Origin of the sequence: Mesorhizobium amorphae (assembly GCF_014843845.1) — a bacterium.
Classification (GTDB): domain Bacteria; phylum Pseudomonadota; class Alphaproteobacteria; order Rhizobiales; family Rhizobiaceae; genus Mesorhizobium; species Mesorhizobium amorphae_A.
Genome location: NZ_JHQS01000015.1, coordinates 83,324 through 101,985 on the forward strand (window position 1 = coordinate 83,324; position 18,662 = coordinate 101,985).

Consider the following 18,662-nt stretch of genomic DNA (forward strand, 5'->3'; position numbering starts at 1 on the left):
GCCACCAAGGCCGCGAAGTTTGCTATGGCTATCGAGGCTGCCCATGCTGAGACTACCAAGGGGAACAAGCCGATCCTCCGCGTCAAACGGCGGCGCCGGTCACTGCTCATAGGTGGTGCCTCACTGGCTGCTGTTTTGGGCCTTTTGATGTACTTGATGGGCGCGGGCTAACCCCTGTTGCGCGGGCCCCAAGGCAGCGCAAGGACGCGCGAGCCGCTTCGGCGACGTAGGACGGCGGCCAAGCGAAACGCGCGCTGGCGGGGCCTTGCCGGTTGGGAACTTTCTAGCGCTTCCTGAATTCTAGTTGGAGGCGGTGCATTCTATCGAACCGTCCAAGCAACAGGCCTTCCGCCATTAAACCCCTCTTGGCGGCGGGCCTGTTGCGTTTCAGGTCGGCTTGTCGACCAGCGGTTTTGCGACCTCATCGCCGATGTTGATGCCCCTTGCCATAATCCAGAGTCTGGAGCGGCCGGGATGGTCAAGCGATCGCTAATATGGGTCTAAAATTGTCTGGAACTATCCCGCTCGTCCTGAATTGTAGCTGTGGCGGTCGATTCCTCAGGGATGTAGCCGCTAAAACCCCAACGAAGACCAAAGCCCGTCGCCGGCGCTCCCAGTAGGCGGCGGGCTTTCCGTTGAGCGATAGGGTTGCTAGCTGGCTAGCCCTGGGCCCCGGCGGTCGGGCGGGCTTTTTTTGTTTTCTGCTGGAACATCGGTTCGAACGCGCCGTTGCTTTTTCCAGGTCTCACAATGGATAACGGACGCGCCCTATGTTGCTCTTTAGATCATTGCATGAAATTGCCGCAGCGCGCGGCGATGGCTTGCACCCCGCTTTATTGAAGGTGATGACGCGGTCGAAAGCCTGGATCGATATTGTAAGCGCGCTACAACCCGCTCCGGCATACAGGCCTTCAGACATCGACTTCCCTGCCAACGATGCCGTACCTAGGGGTGTTGCGTTTCGGGCCGACGAGCGCTGAGGGGTGAGCACACGCGCCGTCAACTTCCTGCACAAGTGGATTTCCAACAACGTCCCGGAGACAGTCGGCGCCGACATTATCTCCGTCGCTGAATTGACCCAAAAGCTATTTGCCGACGCCAAGGCGATCGGGATCGGCAGCGTCGAGATCGAGGAAGAGACTGGGAGCGTCTATGAGGTGATCCTGGACGTCATCGTTCATCACGGCTTGACGGATTGAGGTAGTGAGAGAGGGCTGACAAAGTAATGCCCTCAAGCGGTCATATCGTCTGCAGATCATGCTCAATGCCGAGGAACTCGCTATCCTGGACGCTTGGCGATTTGAGAAAAGACTGCCGAACCGTGCTGAGGCAGTGCGGGCGTTGCTTCAACGCGGTCTCATAGCGAAGGGGTATGATGCAGAGCGAGGCGCACGTTCGGTCGACTTCGGGGTTCTCAATCGGCCGCGAGCCCTTCCAGACGCTGCAGGGCACTGCATGTCTACTGCTGGGTACGGCCCGCTGCGGACGTGCCGTGCCAGTCCCTTGAGACAACGTCCAGCGCCATCCTTATGTCATCGGGACTGTCGATGCCGCCGCTAAAAAGAGCGATCAGGCGACGCGCCAAATGCTCCCGCGCTGGGTGCGTGCCCTCCATACCGGCTTGCTCGCAATAATCGTCTAGAATTCTGGTGAGTGTTGCCAACTGCTTTTCGTCAGCTATTCCGCGTAAGGTCATCTCGCGTCTCCCTATAGGGCGAAAGCGTGATCGACTCTTCCAAGCACCCGTGTGCCGTACTAGGCGGGCGACAAATTAGGGTACGCCTGTGGAGATGCACTAGCGAGTCATTTATTTCCGGAACTGGAAGGTCCTTGGCACGTTGCGGCCCATTGCGGCCAGCTAGTCAAGCGGCCCAACGGTCGGGGATGGGCGCTTGTTGACCGCCGGGCCTAGCCGGCAAGGCTACCGGCTGGCGAGGTTATAGGCCGACTTGCGTCGATGCCAACTTGGACGCCGGCTGCCGATCGGAACAGCGAACAGAGATCGGCATGCCGGCGCGCTACTACCCCACCCCTGTTTCATTTATCGGTGCGTTATAGCGAGCGCACAACTAAGCCAAAATGATAGGGTCTCCCTACCTCACCGGCCCCGTCCCGCTCCACTGGAGGAACATGCGTCCGCAATGCCGGGCTTTTAATTGACAATCGGCGCCACCGTGTCGTGCAAAGGCTTCTTGCGTGTCGGCGGCCGGTATTTCCAGCCGCGCGGCAGCGGGCCGTTCCTGGCTTATCCCCAGACGGCCAGCCGATCGGTAAAATTGTCCGGGTTCCGTTAAGGTCTTCCGCATTAGCGCCGGCTCATGGTCTCGACGTTGCCTAGCAACAGAGCCCGCTGCCAACCCCAACAGCCCACCCCCCCAGGCAGCGGGCTTTTTTCCTTCGCATTTTCAAGCGGCTTATGTTTTCGGGATTTTCAACGCGGTTGCATCAAAGTCTAACGATCGGGAAAGCGCACTAGAAAGCACGTGTGGTAACCGTTGATTCAACCATTGCTGGTATATTTGCAGAGTGGCGGCTCCGACCGGCGTAGGGCTGGGTTTAGCCGGAGCCGCCTGCGCAGCCAGGGGTAGTAGTTTGACCGCGCTGTCTCAGAATAGGACAGCGCGGTCTACGACTGGTTAACGTCGCCGGGTCCGCGATGCGGTCGGCGGCGTTTCAAGCTCTTCGAGACCGGCGTGTCATACCCCGACAGTTTCCTCCCCGCGAAGGAAAACGCAAGCTTCGCAGGCGCCCGCCAGGACGCGCGAGGCGCTTCTCTGGTGTAGGAGAGCGGCCAGCGGAAGCGCCGCGCTGGTGACTCGCCAATTCCCCGATACGGCGTATAATTCCCGCGTCGCCCGTACCGAGTAGCGGCATTGCGGACGATTGGGAGCTGGCAGTGCTTCCGCCCTAGAGGCAGGAGGCTTGAAGTGTCAGGCGCCAAGGTGTCGGCATTCGATCGCGATATCCTACGTAGTGCCTTCCACAAATCGGTCATCGAAGACGCAATCCCCGAAGCTCGATGGCGGGAATACGCTTCGCAGATGGTCCGCGACTTTACCGGTGTAGAGACGGTCGAGACCGCCTTGCTGGAATGGATTGTGCGGAAGTAATCACACGTCCAGCGGCCCGGCGGCTGGGGGGCTGGGTGGCTTGGGCTTTCGACCGCCGGGCCTAACCCGGAAAACGATGGTTTCGGCGCCTGGCGAAGTTTATGCCGGTCACGGATCGCTGTTTTGCTGGCGAAACGAGGGGCGGTCTACCCTCAAATTGGATGAGCCCAGTAGCCGGAGAGGGAGGCCGAACGGCCGGTGCAGTCTTGGGCATGTTCGAAGCTAGGTCTATTTGCACCGCACCGGCCATTCCCCAGCGCTATTAATCTATCGCACATTAGAAATTGCTCAATTACGACTGAGTGCCCTGGTTGACCGGGGCCTAAAGACGCTGGAACATTTCCCCCGGTGATGACGTTTCAGCGACCATCAAAGCAAAGGGGGCAATTTGATGAACACGCAACCGTGGAAGACTTCGGTCGAGATCGAGGAACTCGGAAATAGGCATTATGTTCGGGTCATCGAAGACGGCGTGGTAAGCGTCAAGCGCTTCCTTTCTCGGGAAAATGCCAGAGACTTCGCCCAAGCCGAACAGGTGCGGCTTGGGCTGGATAAGGGTCACGTTCCATTTCACAGGGAATTTCAGTAGAAGAAAAACGCCTCAGCGCCGCGGGAACAAAAATTCGCGTGTGCCCCACCCGCATTCCGGCCAAGCCTTGTTGGTAGGCCCGCTGCTTTCCCTAGCAGCGGGCCATTTCAGGGGAACCGCAGATCGACGCCCATGCCGGCCAGACAAGCGGCTGTGGCGGCCATTCCCCTTAACGGCTGGGTAAGCCGCGATTCACCATTTGTTCATTATATTAGGTCACGCTAATGACGGACATGCCAAGGTTTCGCGTTCATGGCCAGGCCCCGGCGACCGACCCAGCGCCGGGGCCTTTTAATTCGCTCGCCTACCTCTGAGTGATCGGAAATTGTACTACGTTGCCGTCGCGCTTGCGGGTTTCGATCTCGCGATAGATCAGAATGGTCATCGCCATCTCGGCGCTTCCAGCTAGGGATTTTCCTGGCATGGCCTCTAGGAGGCTGTTAAGCGTGTGGTCGTCCATTTTTGCGAGATGGGCTTTGACAGCCTCAATGGTATCGCCAAGTTCTGCAAGTAATTTGGCTGCAATCTGCATCACCATCGCCGATATGAAAGTGGCCGGTGCTTGTAGCCTGCCGGTCGAGGATCATATTCGGCCGCAAGGGATGGGAGCAAGCAGATAAACGGGGCTTCCGATGCCTGTATTGAGCTTATGCAGTATGTCGTCGGCCTCTAGCAGCTTCAGGCCGACCAACAGAACGCCGTCGAGAATCGCCGGCAGCCGGTTCCGCTATGCGCTCGTTGCATGTTGTAGCGCTTGGTGGTCTTGGTCATTGCCTACGCCGACTCTTGCTGATCCCGCCAGTTTACGTCCGAACATGCATCATATAGCACGGCCGAGAGGTGGGTGGGCCGTTGTGCCCGGCGTCCAGGAACTTGAGGACGCCGGGCCTAGCTTGCCGAACGAGAGTGTCATCAAGCGCCCGGCCGATTAACGTTGGTGACTATTCATGAATAAAGCGTGAAGGGGGTCGGTGAAGTCTGCCTATATGCGCTTCAATCCGTTTCGCGGTCCTATCAGATGGGACGGGACGGGGCCCGTGAAATAGCGCCATTCCCCTACGGTTCGTCAGCCAGGCAGTCTTTCGAAGTCATGGCGCGCGCCTCCGACAGCCCGGCTAGACAATCTTCGAGAAGCTCCAGGCGAAACTTGTGCCAACGCAACTGTTGGCCAAGCTGGGCCATCTTGAACATTCCGACAGCACAAGACGCTTTTTCGGTTAGTTCGCATTGCAGCGAAGCTATCCGCTCTCGCAATTTCACGGCTTCGGCGAGCCGCTGATCTCTGACCCAACCCCGACCATGCATGGTCCTTACCCACATGAGCAACCCAGGCAGAAGATAGCGCTGCCGGCGTTAATCAAAGAGATGTTCAATTAGTACAATTCTAGCGACTGCTGGCCGGCGGCCAGTGAACAAAGGTCAGGGGCTCGTGTAGTTGCCGTTCCCTTTTATGATGGCTACGCCCTTGCCATGCGTGTCGAACCATAGCAAGCCGCTCGACCCTGTGAAGCTCCGCGACCGGTTCGGCCCAGATGCGCCGGCAACAGCGCCGCGTTCTTCGAAGCTGTTGAAGCAGATGGGCCTGGAGGGCATGGTCTCGAAGCGACGGAGGGTGTGCAGGAGGCCAGGGCGTCCAAGCCAGCGCAGCGGGTGCCGAGCGCCTTTGCCGATGAAGTCGAATGGTCAAGCCAGGCATCACCGGCCGGGTTAAGTTCCTTCGCGGCGAGCACACGCTACGCCATGCGACAGGACTTCGAGGAAGGAACCTAAGGCGGCCGGCCAGCTTGTCTCAGCATGAGCGCGCGAGCCCTAGAACGACGGCGTGTCAGCCGTAGCACTCACTTCGACCACACAGTTCTTCGTTCTTCAGGGTCTCGGCTCCAGGCTAGTAGCGCTACTTCAATTGCAGAACGATCGAGCCCTCAGAGACTGCGGGTGCGCCGACGCCAGTGTTGGACGCGTTCTCCTTGATCCAGTCTCTCGCTTTCTGGAGGCTTTCATCCGTGCCGGCCTTGTTAGTGCAGACCGTAACGGAAATGCCGCCATCTGCCGTGCGGATGAGCGAGTAACTCACAAATCCCTTCACCGACCGTATGAGGCTCTCAACTTCCGTCTTGCGCTTCTCCAGCACGTCGAAAAGCTCTTTCGCTCCCTTGCCAGAATAAGTTCTTACGATTGCGTGCATGCCCATTCCTCCCTTTGGCCATCCACCCGCGATAAATTATACTCTCCCCGCCCGTGATTTCCAAATCTAGGTCCCGCGCCCCCGGCTCTGTCCGGACGGCGCCGCCGCCAGCGGTCGATAGCTGCGGCATCCCTATCCCTTCCTGTTGCACTGCGCTGTTTGGGTCATTTCTTAAGCCGTACCCCGGCGCCGCCGCCATTCTCGGCGATGAACTCGACGCCGGCCGATTCGAGGGCGCGGCGGATGGCTTCAACAGTTCTTTCCTTCAGTTCCTCGCCAGCTTCGAACCGAGAAATCGTGGCCTGCGCCACCTTTGCGATAGCAGCCAATTCCCTCACGCCCAGGCCTAGCGCAACCCGTGCCATCTTGCATTGAACAGGCAGCATTATAACCCCGTTATCATTTTAGGTTGACGTTATCACGCCGTGACGTTAAAAGAACAGTGTAGTCTTTTTATAACACGGGAGCAAATCCAATGCCGAACACACAAGTTCGGGCAGCCGCCGAAGGCATGCCCGCAATCAACCTAAGCCGCCGCCTAGCCCTCTTGGGCGGGCTATCTGCCGCCGCAGCGCTTGCTGCCATACCGAGGGCACAAGCCGAGGGCCATGACCCGCTGCTCGACGCCATCAACGCCTATCGCGCCGGCTTGGCCGACTTCAACGCCTATTCACCCGAAGATGACGATGCGGCCGACGCCTATGCCGACCAGTCCTATGGACCGCCCATGACGGCGCTCGGTGAGTGGGAAGCGCCGGCAACGACCCGCGCGGGCGCCATGGAGGCCCTACGGCTCATCGCCGAGGAGAATAGCCTGTTCGTCGGTAGCCCGTTGGTGGAGCCGTTGCTGGCCGCTGCGCTGGCCTATTTCGAGGCACAGTCATGAAACACCAGACAGTGTTCATCGGCATGACGCCGACCCTGCGCCTACGGATCGAAACGACGATCGAGAACCTGCTCAGGCTGCTCGACGAGATCGACGGCGACGAAAACTTTGAGCCGGATCACGCTGGCTTTGACCCGCGCTTCATGGATGATCGCGAGGAGGATCACGAATTGGAGCAGGACAACTGCGACGACGAGGACGGCGGCGACACCGAGCCGAACGGCGATGAGACTGACCATAGCGCCAACGAGGATGACATGGGGACGTGCGACGAGCGCGACCCCGCCGCAGCACCCATGGCCAGAAAGGCAATGCAGCGGCTTCGGGAAATCCAGGACAGTCAAAAAATGCTGGTGTCGCCAATGAGCCGTTTTGTCGATCACCGCGATATGACAGCGGCAGATATCATGGACTGCAGCTGCGAGGCGTTGGCCATCATCCACCTTTGCGAAACTGCCGCTTGGGCGCTTCAGAATGGCGGAGGCAATGCCGCAGGGCTCGCGGACGCCATAGGGTCCGGGCTCAAGCTGGCATATGCCTTGCTGGAACCCGTCCACGAAGCTCTCGCAAGCCATGAGGGCCGACCGTAAACGTCACGGAAAACTTTTCCACCACGCAAGCCCGCTGCCTCACGGTGGCGGGCTTTTTGTTAGCCCTCCGTTAGCCTTGTCAGTTTTCGGCAGGAAAGTCGTTTCGGAAGCGAAACTTTATCTCGTTGTTTCCGCTTAGGAATTTGTGGTGAGCGCGTCGGGGTTCGAACCCGAGACCTACTGATTAAAAGTCAGTTGCTCTACCGGCTGAGCTACGCGCTCCCGCGGGCGCGAAAAGGCCGCCCTCGAAATTGCGCGGAACATAGGGAGAGTGCACCGGCCGGTCAACCGGAAAAAGCGGGGCATGGAAGGCGGATTTTCCCGGGGCTCGGCTCGGTGCCACCGGGCTTTGGGTGCCGCCCAGACCGCGGGCAGCGGCAGGGCCTGAAGCGGTGGTTTCGCGGCCTGTGCCTCGGCAAGCAACGCATGCGAAAACAATCACTTGCAATCCTGGCGGGAACAATTGCCCGGCCTGCCCGTTTCCTTGCCACAAGGGACGTCAACCGCCTCTTTCAAGGAGAAGACCATGAACAGGATCATATCGGGTCTGCTGGCGACAACCCTGTCCGCTTCGTTCGTTGCGGCCGAGATCGTCCCGGTCAATGCGCAGCCGAGCTATGTGCCGATGGGGCAAGGGCTCTCATCGGACGTGCAGACCGTGCAGTACCAGGAATGGCGGAGAAACCGTAACTTCAACCGCAACCGCACCTTTTCCCGCAATGACGGCATGTATTGGAACGGTCATCGCGGCTACCGGGAATACCGTCGCGGCTATCGCCGTCACGGCGACTTCTGGTTCCCGCTTGCTGCTTTTGCGACTGGCGCATTGATCACCGGCGCCATCATCAACAACCAGAACCGGGTCTATCGCGGCGGCGACGCGCATGTGCAGTGGTGCTACGACCGATACAGAAGCTATCGCGCATCGGACAACACCTTCCAGCCTTATGACGGCCCGCGTCAGCAGTGCTATTCGCCTTACTAGCGGGCGGATCGAACACGGGAGGCTGATGGAAGCCCGTGCCGGCGACGGTGCGGGCTTGCGTTTTGCCGGCAGAACTACTGCGTACTCAAGGTCCTGCGCACCGCATTGCGCCAGCCAGCGAGTTTGGCCGAGCGGACAGTGGCCTCCATGTCCGGCTTGAAGCGCCGCTCGAGCGACCAGCTCCTGGCGAAGCCCTTGGCCTTCGGCCACACCCCCGCCTTCGAACCGGCGAGCCAGGCAGCACCGAGCGCCGTCGTCTCCAGGATGGTCGGACGGTCGACCGGCGCATCGAGGATGTCGGCCAGCCGCTGCATGGTCCAGTCGGACGCCACCATGCCGCCGTCGACACGAAGCACCGTCTTGGCCGAAGCGCCCTTCCAGTCCTTGCGCATGGCATCGAGCAGGTCGCGCGTCTGGTAGGCGACGGATTCCAGCGCCGCGCGGGCAAACTCCGCCGGGCCTGAATTGCGGGTCAGGCCGAAGATGGCGCCACGTGCTTCAGCGTCCCAGTGCGGTGCGCCGAGGCCGACGAAGGCCGGCACCAGATAGACATCCTGCGTCGGATCGGCGCTTGCCGCCAGCGCGCCGCTGTGCTCGGCCTTGCCGATCACCTTGATGCCGTCGCGCAGCCATTGCACGGCTGCACCGGCGATGAAGATCGAGCCTTCCAGCGCATAGGTGGTCTTGCCGTTCAGGCGGTAGGCGATGGTCGTCAACAGCCGGTTCTTCGAGCGCACCAGGTCGGCGCCGGTGTTGAGCAGCGCGAAGCAGCCGGTGCCGTAGGTGGATTTCATCATGCCCGGCTCGAAACAGGCCTGGCCGATGGTCGCGGCATGCTGGTCGCCGGCCACGCCGAGAATTTTTATCTCGGCGCCAAACAGGTTTTTCTCCGTGACTCCATAGTCATCGGCACAATCCTTGATCTCCGGGAGCATCGCGGCCGGAATGCGCAGGATGGACAGCAGCTCGTCGTCCCAGACATTCTTCTCGATGTTGTAGACCAGCGTGCGCGAGGCGTTGGTGGCGTCGGTGGCATGGACCTTGCCACCGGTCAGCCGCCAGATCAGGAAACTGTCGATGGTGCCGGCGAGCAGCTCGCCCTTCTCGGCGCGTTTCCTGGCGCCCTTCACCTTGTCCAGCATCCAGGCGATCTTGGTGCCGGAAAAATAGGGATCGAGCAGCAGGCCGGTCTTTTTGGTGAATGTCTTCTCCAGCCCCTGCTTCTTCAATTTCTGGCACAGCGGAGCGGTGCGCCGGTCCTGCCAGACGATCGCGTTGTGGATCGGCTTGCCGGTCGCCCTATCCCAAATGACGACGGTCTCGCGCTGGTTGGTGATGCCGATGGCGGCCACATCAGAAGCTGCGCGGCCGGCATTCTTCAGCGCAGCCTTCACCGTGGCGACGACGCTTCCCCAGATATCCTCCGGGTCGTGCTCGACCCAGCCGGAGGCCGGATAATGCTGGGTGAATTCCTGCTGGCCCGTGCCTGCAACCTTCATCTTGTCGTTGAACAGGATCGCCCTGGTCGAAGTCGTCCCTTGGTCGATCGCAAGGATGTATCCGGTCATTGTCCCTCCCGGGGTAGTCTTTTACACAAACAGGGGAGACGGCAAGATGCCGCCTCCCCCGATCTATGCGATGCCGGCGCGTACGCCAGCACCAAAACTACTTCTGCCAGCTCTTCACCAGTTCGTCGTAGTTGATGGTGACCGGCTTTTCCTTCTCGTTCTCGATCTTGAGCTGAGGCGCGAGATGGCCGTTCTTGACCGCGTCGGCGTTCCAGTAGGCGAGGTCATGCTCTTCGGCCATCTTCGGACCGATGTCGCCCTGGATGCCTGCCTTTTCCAGGCGTTCCAGTACCTTCTCCTGCTCGGCGCAGAGCGAGTCCATTGCTTCCTGCGGCGTCTTGGCCCCGGATGCCGCGTCGCCGATCGCCTGCCACCAAAGCTGGGCGAGCTTCGGATAGTCGGGTATGTTGGTGCCGGTCGGCGACCACTGCACGCGGGCCGGCGAGCGGTAGAACTCGATCAGGCCGCCGAGCTTCGGAGCGCGGTCCGTGAAGCTCTTGTGCTGGACCGTGCTTTCGCGGATCAGCGTCAGGCCGACGTGGCTTTTCTTCACGTCCACTGTCTTCGACGTCACGAACTGAGCGTAAAGCCAGGCGGCCTTGGCGCGATCGTCAGGGGTGGACTTGAGCAGCGTCCAGGAACCCACGTCCTGATAGCCGAGCTTCATGCCGTCCTTCCAGTAGACGCCATGCGGCGACGGGGCAAAGCGCCATTTCGGCGTGCCGTCCGCGTTCACCACCGGCAGGCCATCCTTGACGAATGAAGCTGTGAAGGCGGTGTAGGTGAACATCTGCTGTGCGACCATGCCCTGCGACGGGACGGGGCCGGATTCGCTGAAGGTCATGCCCTGGGCTTCCGGCGGCGCATAGGCCTTCATCCAGTCGAGATATTTCTGGATAGAGTAGACAGACGCAGGGCCATTCGTGTCGCCGCCGCGCGCGACGCAGGAGCCGACCGGCTGCGATTTCTCGTTGACCTTGATGCCCCATTCGTCGACCGGAAGACCGTTCGGCAGGCCCTTGTCGCCATTGCCGGCCATGGATAGCCAGGCATCAGTGAACCGCCAGCCGAGCGACGGATCCTTCTTGCCGTAGTCCATGTGGCCATAGACCTTCTTGCCGTCGATCTCGCGGCCGGTGAAGAATTCGGCGATGTCCTCATAGGCCGACCAGTTGACGGGAACGCCGAGGTCGTAGCCGTACTTGGCCTTGAAATCGGCCTTGTTCTTCTCGTCATTGAACCAGTCGTAGCGGAACCAGTAGAGGTTCGCGAACTGCTGGTCGGGCAGCTGGTAGAGGTCGCCGTCCGGAGCGGTGGTGAACTTGGTGCCGATGAAGTCGGCGAGATCGAGGTTCGGGTTGGTGACGTCCTTGCCCTCGTTGGCCATCCACTTGGTCAGGCTGCGCGCCTGCTGGTAGCGCCAATGGGTGCCGATCAGGTCGGAGTCGTTGACATAGGCGTCGTAGACGTTCTCGCCCGACTGCATCTGCGTCTGCAGTTTCTCAATGACGTCGCCCTCGCCGATCTCATCATGCGTGATCTTGATTCCGGTGATGGCGGTAAAGGCCGGGGCGAGCACTTTCGCTTCGTAGTCGTGGGTGGCGATTGGCTCGGAGACGACCTTGATGTCCATGCCGGCGAACGGCTTCGCGGCATCGATGAACCATTGCATCTCGGCTTCCTGGGCGCCGCGATCGAGCGTCGACAAGTCCTTGATTTCGGTATCGAGGAAGGTCTTGGCTTCATCCATTCCGGCGTAGGCCTGGCCTGCTCCCCAGAGCAGGACAAGCGCAGTCGTTGATGTTAAAAATTGCCTTCGCATTAGTTTCCTCCACTTTTCAGGTTTCAAGTGCGATCTGGAGCGGTCGCTGGCACGCGTCCGCTCCAACAGTTTCCCCCTCTATACGTAGCGGAACACGCCGACGGCGTAGACCACGGAGAGAGCGAGAGCCCACCACAGGTTGGGTCCGACAAGACCCAGCCAAGCGAGATGGATAAAGGCGCTGCCGAGCAGCGAAACAAAGAGGCGATCGCCGCGCGTCGTCTCGAAGCGCAGGACACCGATACGGGGATTGCCGCCCGGCGAGGCGTATTCCCAGACCGCCATGCCGCACAGCAGCACCAGGATCGTGATGAAAAACAGCGCCGTCGGTAGCGTCCATGCCATCCAGGTCAGATTCATGGTCAAACCCTCCCCAGGGCAAAGCCCTTGGCGATGGTGTTGCGCACGAACTCTTGCGTTCGTTTCATCATACCCTCCCCAGGGCAAAGCCCTTGGCGATGTAGTTGCGGACGAACCAGATCACGAGCGCGCCTGGAAGGATGGTGAGCACGCCGGCGGCGGCGAGCACGCCCCAGTCGAGGCCCGAGGCCGAGACCGTTCGCGTCATGATCGCCGCGATCGGCTTTGCGGCGGTCGTCGTCAAGGTACGTGCGATCAGCAGCTCAACCCATGAGAACATGAAGCAGAAGAAGCAGGCCACGCCGATGCCGCTGGCGATCAGCGGCATGAATATCTTCAGGAAGAAGCGCGGAAAGGAATAGCCGTCGATATAGGCCGTCTCGTCGATCTCCTTCGGAACGCCGGACATGAAACCTTCGAGGATCCAGACCGCCAGCGGCACGTTGAACAGGCAGTGCGCCAGCGCCACGGCGATATGGGTGTCGATCAGGCCGAAGGCCGAATAGAGCTGGAAGAACGGCAGCGCGAACACCGCCGGCGGCGCCATGCGGTTGGTCAGGAGCCAGAAGAAGAGGTGCTTGTCGCCGAGGAACCGGTAGCGCGAGAAGGCGTAGGCCGCAGGCAGCGCCACCGAAACCGAGATCACCATGTTCATGACGACATAGATGATCGAATTGATGTAGCCCCTGTACCAGGAAGGGTCGGTGAAGATCACCATGTAGTTGGCGATGGTCGGGTTCTTCGGCCACAGCGAAAAGGCGCCCAGGATCTCCTGATTGGTCTTGAAGCTCATATTGACCAGCCAGTAGATCGGCAACATCAGAACGATGATGTAGATCGTCGGCACAAGCCACCAGAACCGGGATTCTTCGCCGCGCCGCCGCATCAGCCGCGCGATCTGGTCCTGCGACAGGGTGCTGGCGAGCCCGTCCGAAACCGTCGTCTCACTCACTCGGTCCTGCCTCGTCGTTCTTTCGTTGGCGCCGCTCATCTCTCAGTGCTCCGCATCGACGCTGGTCATGACGGTGTAAAACACCCATGACAGCAGCAGGACGATCAGGAAGTAGATGATCGACATGGCGGCTGCCGGCCCGAGGTCGAACTGGCCGATGGCAATCTTAACCAGGTCAATCGACATGAATGTCGTCGAATTGCCGGGACCACCGCCGGTGACGACGAAGGGCTCGGTATAGATCATGAAACTGTCCATGAAGCGCAGAAGCACGGCAATCAGAAGCACGCGGTTCATTTTCGGCAATTGGATGTAGCGGAAGATCGCCCAGCGCGACGCGCCATCGATCTTGGCGGCTTGATAATAGGCATCCGGTATGGAGACGAGGCCGGCGTAGCAGAGCAGAACGACGAGACTCGTCCAGTGCCATACGTCCATCAGGATGACCGTCACCCAGGCGTCGGTGGGGTCGTTGACATAGTTGTAGTCGATCCCGAGCGACGACAGTGTGTAGCCAAGCAGGCCGATGTCGATGCGGCCGAACACCTGCCAGATCGTGCCGACGACGTTCCACGGGATGAGCAGCGGCAGGGCCATCAACACCAGGCAGACCGGCACGCCCCAGCCTTTCTTGGGCATGTTGAGAGCGATGAAGATGCCGAGCGGGATCTCGATGACGAGGATGATTGCGGAGAAGATCAGGTTGCGGACCATCGACAGCCAGAAACGATCCGACCCAAGGATTTCGGTGTACCAGTCCGAGCCATTCCAGAAGAAGACGTTGTTTCCGAACGTGTCCTGTACCGAATAGTTGACCACCGTCATCAGGGGGATCACCGCCGAGAACGCCACCAGCAGAAGCACCGGCAGCACCATGAACCAGGCCTTGTTGTTCCAGGTCTTTTCCATCTATGCCCCCATCTCGACGCGCCAGGAATCGGCATAGATGTTGATGCCGGCCGGGTCGAACCGCACCTTTGGTTCGGCCGGCACCGTCTCGTCCTCGCCGATGACCGCAGCGATCTCGCGGCCTTCAAGATTGGCGCGGACCACCTTGTGGCGGCCGACATCCTCGACCTTGCTGATCTTGACGGACATGCCATCGCGGCCGAGCCTGACATATTCGGGGCGGATGCCGAGTTCGATGGCTCCTGCTCCCGCCTTGGGCACGCCCGGCAGTTCGATGCGCTGGCTGCCGATCGTCGCGGTCTTGCCGTCTATCGCCACCGGCATGACGTTCATGCCGGGCGAGCCGATGAAGTAACCGACGAAGGTGTGGCGCGGTCGCTCGAACAGTTCGGCCGGCGTGCCGATCTGGACGATCTCGCCGTCATACATGACGACGACCCGATCGGCGAAGGTCAGAGCCTCGGTCTGGTCGTGCGTGACATAGACCATGGTGTAGCCGAAGCGACGATGGAGCTGCTTCAGCTGCGAGCGCAGCACCCACTTCATATGTGGATCGATGACGGTCAGCGGCTCGTCGAAAAGGATGGCGTTGACGTCCGAGCGCACCAGGCCACGGCCGAGCGAGATCTTCTGCTTCTGGTCGGCGGTCAGCCCGCGCGCCTTCTTCTTCGCCAGTTCCGCGAGGTCGATCATGTCGAGCGTCTCGCGCACCTTGCGATCGACGTCGGCCTCCGGCACGCCGCGGTTGCGCAGCGGGAAGGCCAGATTGTCGTAGACGGTCATGGTGTCGTAGATGACCGGGAACTGGAACACCTGGGCGATGTTGCGCTCCTGCGTCGACAGCCGGGTCACATCCTTGCCGTTGAACAGCAGCTGACCGTGCGAGGGGTGCAACAATCCCGAAATGATGTTGAGCAGCGTGGTCTTGCCGCAGCCCGACGGGCCGAGCAGCGCATAGGCGCCGCCATCCTCGAAAGTGTGGTGCACTTCCTTCAGGGCGAAATCGGCGTCCTTCTGCGGGTTCGGCAGATAGGAGTGCCTGATATGGTTGACGTCGATGCGCGCCATCGCTTGCCTCTCTATGCCGCCAGCTTCGGCGCGGCCACGGCGCGGCCGTGCTCGTCGAAGACCATGATGTGGCGCGGATCGATGAACACCTCGACCTCTGCGTCGGGTTCGAAATCGCGGATGCCGTGGGTCAGCATGACCCAGCGCGCGTCGGCAAAGTCGAGATGGATGAAGCTCTCCGAGCCGGTGATCTCGGTGATGGTGACCTTTGCCCGCACCGGCACGGCGGCTACGTTTGGCCGCTCGAGCGACAGGTGGTGCGGCTGGAAGCCGATCGTATAGTTGGCATCGGCAATGCCGGCGAGATCGGCCGGCACCGGCAATTTGACGCCGCCCTCGAGCAGGAAATCCGGGCCTTTCTTGGCCAGCACGATGGTGTTGAGCGGCGGGTCGGCGAAGGTCTTTGCCGTCACCAGGTCGACCGGCTTGCGGAACACATCGATGGTCGGCCCGAACTGGGTGATGCGGCCCTGCGAAAGCGTCGCCGTGTTGCCGCCGAGCAGAAGCGCTTCATGCGGCTCCGTCGTGGCGTAGACGAAGATGGTGCCGGCGGCGGCGAAGATCTTCGGCAGTTCGGCGCGCAGTTCCTCGCGCAGCTTGTAGTCGAGATTGGCGAGCGGCTCGTCGAGCAGCACCAGGCTGGCATTCTTGACGATGGCGCGGGCAAGAGCCGTGCGCTGCTGCTGGCCGCCGGACAGGCTGAGCGGCGTGCGGTCGAGATAGGGCGTCAGCTTCAGAAGTGCTGCTGCGTTGCGCACTTCCTTGTCGATCTTTGCCTGGTCGGTTCCGGCGACGCGCAACGGCGAGGCTATGTTCTCGTAGACGGTCATCGCCGGGTAGTTGATGAACTGCTGGTAGACCATGGCGACGTTGCGCTTCTGCACCGGCATTCCGGTGACGTCCTTGCCGTCGAACCAGACCGAGCCCGAGGTCGGCACGTCGAGGCCCGCCATCAGCCGCATCAGGCTGGTCTTGCCGGACAGTGTCGGTCCAAGCAGCACGTTGAGCGAGCCGTGCTGAAGCGTCAGCGACACGTCACGGACATGCTCCGCGGCGCCGACCGTCTTGGTGACGTTTCTCAGTTCCAGCATGATGCCTCCTCCCAGGCTTTCTGCATCAGCCAGCCATCCTTATTCTGCCGCCGCGACATGGCGCCGGCTTATTCCGCGCATGAATTCGTCCAGTGCACCCGCCTGCTCGCGGCTCAACTGCAGGCCGCGCTTGGTCCGGCGCCACAATACATCTTCCGCTGTCATCGCCCACTCGTTTTGAACGAGATAGCGCACCTCGGCCTCGTAGAGATCGGCGCCGAAATTCCGGCCGAGATCGGCATTCGACCTGGCGAGGCCGAGCAGCGTGCGAGCGCGGGTGCCGTAGAGGCGGGTCAGCCGTCGGGCCAGGCGCGCATCGAGAAACGGATAGGCGGTCTTCAGCTTCGCCACTTCGACGTCGAAACCGGTGGCCGGGAAATCGCCGCCGGGTAACGGAGCGTTGGCGGTCCACGGCTTGCCGCGCTTGCCGAGGAAAGCCTCGATCTTTTCCAGCATCGATTCCGACAGCCGGCGATAGGTGGTGATCTTGCCGCCAAAGGCGTTGACGATCGGCGCCGCGCCCTCGCCGCCGTCGGCCTTCAGCACATAGTCGCGGGTCGCTTCCTGTGCCTTCGAGGCGCCGTCGTCATAGAGCGGGCGCACGGCGGAATAGGTCCAGACGATGTCCGAACGCTTGACGCCTTGCGCGAAATATTCGCTCGCTGCCGCGCACAGATAGTCGATCTCGGTATCGCTGATCTTCACCTCGTGCGGATCGCCCGGATAATCCCGGTCGGTGGTGCCGATCAGTGTGAATTCTTCCTCATAGGGGATGGCGAAAATGATGCGGCCATCCTTGTTCTGGAAGAAGTAGGCGCGCGGATCGTCGAACTTCTTGTTGATGACGATGTGGCTGCCCTGCACCAGGCGCACATTGTGCACGTCGTTCAGGCCGACCGTCGCCGACAGCACCTGGTCGACCCAAGGGCCGGCGGCATTGACCAGAAGCCGCGCCTTGACCTCTTCGGCCTGCCCGGTGTGGACGTCTTCCAGCCTTATCGCCCAGAGATCGCCCTCGCGGCGTGCGCTGACCACCTTCGTTCGGGTTCGGATGGTTGCGCCGCGGTCGGCGGCATCGCGTGCGTTAAGCGCCACCAGCCTGGCATCGTTGACCCAGCCGTCGGAATATTCGAAAGCCTTGCGAAACAGCGGCTTCAGCGGCTTGCCAGCCGGGTCCTTCGCCATGTCCAGCGTCTTCGTCGCCGGCAGCAATTTGCGCCCGCCAATATGGTCGTAGAGGAACAGGCCGAGCCGGATCAGCCAGGCCGGACGCAGGCCCTTGGCGTAAGGCAGCACGAAACGCATCGGCCAGATGATGTGCGGCGCGTTCTTCCAGAGCACCTCGCGCTCCATCAGCGCTTCGCGCACCAGGCGGAACTCATAGAATTCGAGATAGCGCAGGCCGCCATGGATCAGCTTGGTCGAGCCGGACGACGTTCCGCTGGCCAGATCGTTCATCTCGGCCAGAAAAACCGAAAAGCCACGCCCGGCAGCGTCGCGGGCGATGCCGCAGCCGTTGATGCCGCCGCCGATGACGAAAATGTCATGGATCGGAGATGCGTCCAAGAAGTCCTCCAGCGATTTCGCATTGCAGCATTTTTGGTCTATTGCGAAACCGTTGCGGGATTATTTCGAAATAGGAACGAATGTCAAACGAAATATCACAGACATGTGAGAGGCCTGTGATGCGGCCCCAAAAGCCGCCTAGCCGAGCGCCGTCTCGATCAACTGAACCTCCGCCTCCTGGCAGATTTTGCGTACCGAAGGGATGTCGCAACGGTCGGTGATGAAGGTATTGACCTGCGACAGATGACCGATGCGAACGGGCGCGGTGCGTTCGAACTTGGTCTGGTCGGAGACCAGGATGACGTGCCTGGCATTGGCGATGATAGCTTGCGCTACTTTCACTTCGCGAAAATCGAAATCGAGCAACGCGCCGTCATGGTCGATGGCCGAGGCGCCGATGACCGCGTAGTCGACCTTGAACTGCCGGATGAAATCGACCGCCGCCTCACCGACCACGCCGCCGTCGGAGCCGCGAACGACACCGCCGGCAATCACCACCTCGATCGAAGGATACACGCGCATCCTATTGGCAACATTTATGTTATTGGTGATGACCATGAGGCCGTTGTGGTCCAAAAGCGCCTTGCTGACCGACTCGGTCGTGGTGCCGATGTTGATGAACAGCGAGGCATTGTCGGGGATCAGCCTGGCCGCCGCACGGCCGATCGCCTCCTTCTCGTCGGCAGCGATCTTGCGCCGCGCCTCATACTCCATATTCTCGATGCCGGACGGGAAAAGCGCGCCGCCATGGATGCGCGAAAGCAGCCGCTGATCGCAGAGATCGTTGAGGTCCTTGCGGATGGTCTGCGGCGTCACGTTGAAATGCGTCGCCAGATCGTCGACCAGGACGCGGCCCTGGTCCTTGGCCATCTGGATGATTTCGGCGTGGCGCGGCGACAGATACATCAAAAGCCTCCCGTTTTCGTTTTTCTTGTCTATACCTGAAAACGAAAGCGATGAAAAGGCATAAGCCGGCTAATG

Annotated in this window: 19 protein-coding genes and 1 tRNA gene; 5 read left to right on the forward strand and 15 right to left on the reverse strand. The window is 60.8% G+C overall.

Going from position 1 to position 18,662, the window contains the following annotated elements:
* Positions 1-983 precede the first annotated feature (983 nt).
* Positions 984-1,199 (forward strand): DUF768 domain-containing protein, encoded by a 216-nt coding sequence (locus DH08_RS08090; protein WP_192178819.1) that lies wholly within the window; start codon positions 984-986, stop codon positions 1,197-1,199.
* A gap of 260 nt (positions 1,200-1,459) precedes the next feature.
* On the opposite strand, the gene DH08_RS08095 is transcribed toward DH08_RS08090, so the two are convergent.
* Positions 1,460-1,696: a hypothetical protein gene (locus DH08_RS08095; protein WP_192178820.1), complete on the reverse strand. Its 237-nt coding sequence runs from the start codon at positions 1,694-1,696 to the stop codon at positions 1,460-1,462.
* Between the two features lie 1,231 nt (positions 1,697-2,927).
* Here DH08_RS08095 and DH08_RS08100 point away from each other — a divergent pair.
* Positions 2,928-3,110: a hypothetical protein gene (locus DH08_RS08100; protein ID WP_192178821.1), complete on the forward strand. Its 183-nt coding sequence runs from the start codon at positions 2,928-2,930 to the stop codon at positions 3,108-3,110.
* Positions 3,111-3,432: 322 nt separating this feature from the next.
* Here the strand turns inward: DH08_RS08100 and DH08_RS08105 are convergent, their stop codons facing one another.
* From DH08_RS08105 to DH08_RS08120, 4 genes are all read right to left on the reverse strand, one after another.
* Positions 3,433-3,672, reverse strand: coding sequence for a hypothetical protein (locus tag DH08_RS08105; RefSeq protein WP_192178822.1), 240 nt, complete (start codon positions 3,670-3,672; stop codon positions 3,433-3,435).
* A 331-nt stretch (positions 3,673-4,003) separates the two neighbouring features.
* Positions 4,004-4,231: a hypothetical protein gene (locus DH08_RS08110; protein ID WP_192178823.1), complete on the reverse strand. Its 228-nt coding sequence runs from the start codon at positions 4,229-4,231 to the stop codon at positions 4,004-4,006.
* A gap of 1,362 nt (positions 4,232-5,593) precedes the next feature.
* A complete protein-coding gene (locus tag DH08_RS08115) occupies positions 5,594-5,884 on the reverse strand; it encodes a hypothetical protein (RefSeq protein WP_192178824.1) in 291 nt (96 codons plus the stop codon).
* Positions 5,885-6,048: 164 nt separating this feature from the next.
* On the reverse strand, positions 6,049-6,270 hold the full coding sequence (locus DH08_RS08120; RefSeq protein ID WP_192178825.1) for a helix-turn-helix domain-containing protein: 222 nt from the start codon (positions 6,268-6,270) through the stop codon (positions 6,049-6,051).
* 89 nt (positions 6,271-6,359) lie between these two features.
* Between DH08_RS08120 and DH08_RS08125 the strand changes: the two genes are divergently transcribed.
* Positions 6,360-6,770, forward strand: coding sequence for a hypothetical protein (locus DH08_RS08125; protein WP_192178826.1), 411 nt, complete (start codon positions 6,360-6,362; stop codon positions 6,768-6,770).
* Positions 6,767-7,360 carry a hypothetical protein gene (locus tag DH08_RS08130; protein ID WP_192178827.1) on the forward strand — a complete coding sequence of 198 codons (594 nt, stop codon included), beginning with the start codon at positions 6,767-6,769 and terminating at the stop codon, positions 7,358-7,360. The genes DH08_RS08125 and DH08_RS08130 overlap by 4 nt, the downstream gene beginning before the upstream one ends.
* Positions 7,361-7,506: 146 nt before the next feature.
* Here DH08_RS08130 and DH08_RS08135 read toward each other — a convergent pair.
* Positions 7,507-7,582, reverse strand: a tRNA-Lys gene (locus DH08_RS08135).
* A gap of 304 nt (positions 7,583-7,886) precedes the next feature.
* On the opposite strand from DH08_RS08135, the gene DH08_RS08140 reads away from it, so the two are divergent.
* A complete protein-coding gene (locus DH08_RS08140) occupies positions 7,887-8,345 on the forward strand; it encodes a BA14K family protein (protein WP_192178828.1) in 459 nt (152 codons plus the stop codon).
* A gap of 74 nt (positions 8,346-8,419) precedes the next feature.
* On the opposite strand, the gene glpK is transcribed toward DH08_RS08140, so the two are convergent.
* The 9 genes from glpK to DH08_RS08185 all read right to left on the reverse strand — a co-directional run bounded on the left by glpK (position 8,420) and on the right by DH08_RS08185 (position 18,587).
* Positions 8,420-9,913 (reverse strand): glycerol kinase GlpK, encoded by a 1,494-nt coding sequence (glpK, locus tag DH08_RS08145; RefSeq protein WP_192178829.1) that lies wholly within the window; start codon positions 9,911-9,913, stop codon positions 8,420-8,422.
* Between the two features lie 97 nt (positions 9,914-10,010).
* Positions 10,011-11,735 (reverse strand): ABC transporter substrate-binding protein, encoded by a 1,725-nt coding sequence (locus tag DH08_RS08150; protein ID WP_192178830.1) that lies wholly within the window; start codon positions 11,733-11,735, stop codon positions 10,011-10,013.
* Between the two features lie 78 nt (positions 11,736-11,813).
* Positions 11,814-12,095, reverse strand: coding sequence for a DUF2160 domain-containing protein (locus DH08_RS08155; RefSeq protein ID WP_192178831.1), 282 nt, complete (start codon positions 12,093-12,095; stop codon positions 11,814-11,816).
* A gap of 67 nt (positions 12,096-12,162) precedes the next feature.
* Positions 12,163-13,086 carry a carbohydrate ABC transporter permease gene (locus DH08_RS08160; protein WP_192178832.1) on the reverse strand — a complete coding sequence of 308 codons (924 nt, stop codon included), beginning with the start codon at positions 13,084-13,086 and terminating at the stop codon, positions 12,163-12,165.
* Positions 13,087-13,089: 3 nt separating this feature from the next.
* The gene (locus DH08_RS08165; RefSeq protein WP_192178833.1) at positions 13,090-13,956 is read right to left on the reverse strand and encodes a carbohydrate ABC transporter permease; all 867 of its coding nucleotides are present in this window, start codon (positions 13,954-13,956) and stop codon (positions 13,090-13,092) included.
* On the reverse strand, positions 13,957-15,024 hold the full coding sequence (locus DH08_RS08170) for an ABC transporter ATP-binding protein (protein WP_192178834.1): 1,068 nt from the start codon (positions 15,022-15,024) through the stop codon (positions 13,957-13,959). It abuts the gene before it with no gap.
* 11 nt (positions 15,025-15,035) lie between these two features.
* The gene (locus DH08_RS08175; RefSeq protein ID WP_192178835.1) at positions 15,036-16,115 is read right to left on the reverse strand and encodes an ABC transporter ATP-binding protein; all 1,080 of its coding nucleotides are present in this window, start codon (positions 16,113-16,115) and stop codon (positions 15,036-15,038) included.
* Between the two features lie 39 nt (positions 16,116-16,154).
* Positions 16,155-17,681 carry a glycerol-3-phosphate dehydrogenase gene (gene glpD / locus DH08_RS08180; protein WP_192178836.1) on the reverse strand — a complete coding sequence of 509 codons (1,527 nt, stop codon included), beginning with the start codon at positions 17,679-17,681 and terminating at the stop codon, positions 16,155-16,157.
* A gap of 138 nt (positions 17,682-17,819) precedes the next feature.
* Positions 17,820-18,587, reverse strand: coding sequence for a DeoR/GlpR family DNA-binding transcription regulator (locus DH08_RS08185; RefSeq protein WP_006202078.1), 768 nt, complete (start codon positions 18,585-18,587; stop codon positions 17,820-17,822).
* Positions 18,588-18,662 lie beyond the last annotated feature (75 nt).

What these genes read in the sequence shown, in the direction of transcription:
- glpK (WP_192178829.1), bottom strand. Translation starts at nt 9,913, where the DNA reads ATGACCGGATACATCCTTGCGATCGACCAAGGGACGACTTCGACCAGG.
- DH08_RS08130 (WP_192178827.1), top strand. Translation starts at nt 6,767, where the DNA reads ATGAAACACCAGACAGTGTTCATCGGCATGACGCCGACCCTGCGCCTA.
- DH08_RS08185 (WP_006202078.1), bottom strand. Translation starts at nt 18,587, where the DNA reads ATGTATCTGTCGCCGCGCCACGCCGAAATCATCCAGATGGCCAAGGAC.
- DH08_RS08095 (WP_192178820.1), bottom strand. Translation starts at nt 1,696, where the DNA reads ATGACCTTACGCGGAATAGCTGACGAAAAGCAGTTGGCAACACTCACC.
- DH08_RS08110 (WP_192178823.1), bottom strand. Translation starts at nt 4,231, where the DNA reads ATGCAGATTGCAGCCAAATTACTTGCAGAACTTGGCGATACCATTGAG.
- DH08_RS08170 (WP_192178834.1), bottom strand. Translation starts at nt 15,024, where the DNA reads ATGGCGCGCATCGACGTCAACCATATCAGGCACTCCTATCTGCCGAAC.
- DH08_RS08125 (WP_192178826.1), top strand. Translation starts at nt 6,360, where the DNA reads ATGCCGAACACACAAGTTCGGGCAGCCGCCGAAGGCATGCCCGCAATC.
- DH08_RS08150 (WP_192178830.1), bottom strand. Translation starts at nt 11,735, where the DNA reads ATGCGAAGGCAATTTTTAACATCAACGACTGCGCTTGTCCTGCTCTGG.
- DH08_RS08165 (WP_192178833.1), bottom strand. Translation starts at nt 13,956, where the DNA reads ATGGAAAAGACCTGGAACAACAAGGCCTGGTTCATGGTGCTGCCGGTG.
- DH08_RS08120 (WP_192178825.1), bottom strand. Translation starts at nt 6,270, where the DNA reads ATGCTGCCTGTTCAATGCAAGATGGCACGGGTTGCGCTAGGCCTGGGC.
- DH08_RS08160 (WP_192178832.1), bottom strand. Translation starts at nt 13,086, where the DNA reads ATGAGCGGCGCCAACGAAAGAACGACGAGGCAGGACCGAGTGAGTGAG.
- DH08_RS08140 (WP_192178828.1), top strand. Translation starts at nt 7,887, where the DNA reads ATGAACAGGATCATATCGGGTCTGCTGGCGACAACCCTGTCCGCTTCG.
- DH08_RS08115 (WP_192178824.1), bottom strand. Translation starts at nt 5,884, where the DNA reads ATGCACGCAATCGTAAGAACTTATTCTGGCAAGGGAGCGAAAGAGCTT.
- DH08_RS08175 (WP_192178835.1), bottom strand. Translation starts at nt 16,115, where the DNA reads ATGCTGGAACTGAGAAACGTCACCAAGACGGTCGGCGCCGCGGAGCAT.
- DH08_RS08155 (WP_192178831.1), bottom strand. Translation starts at nt 12,095, where the DNA reads ATGAATCTGACCTGGATGGCATGGACGCTACCGACGGCGCTGTTTTTC.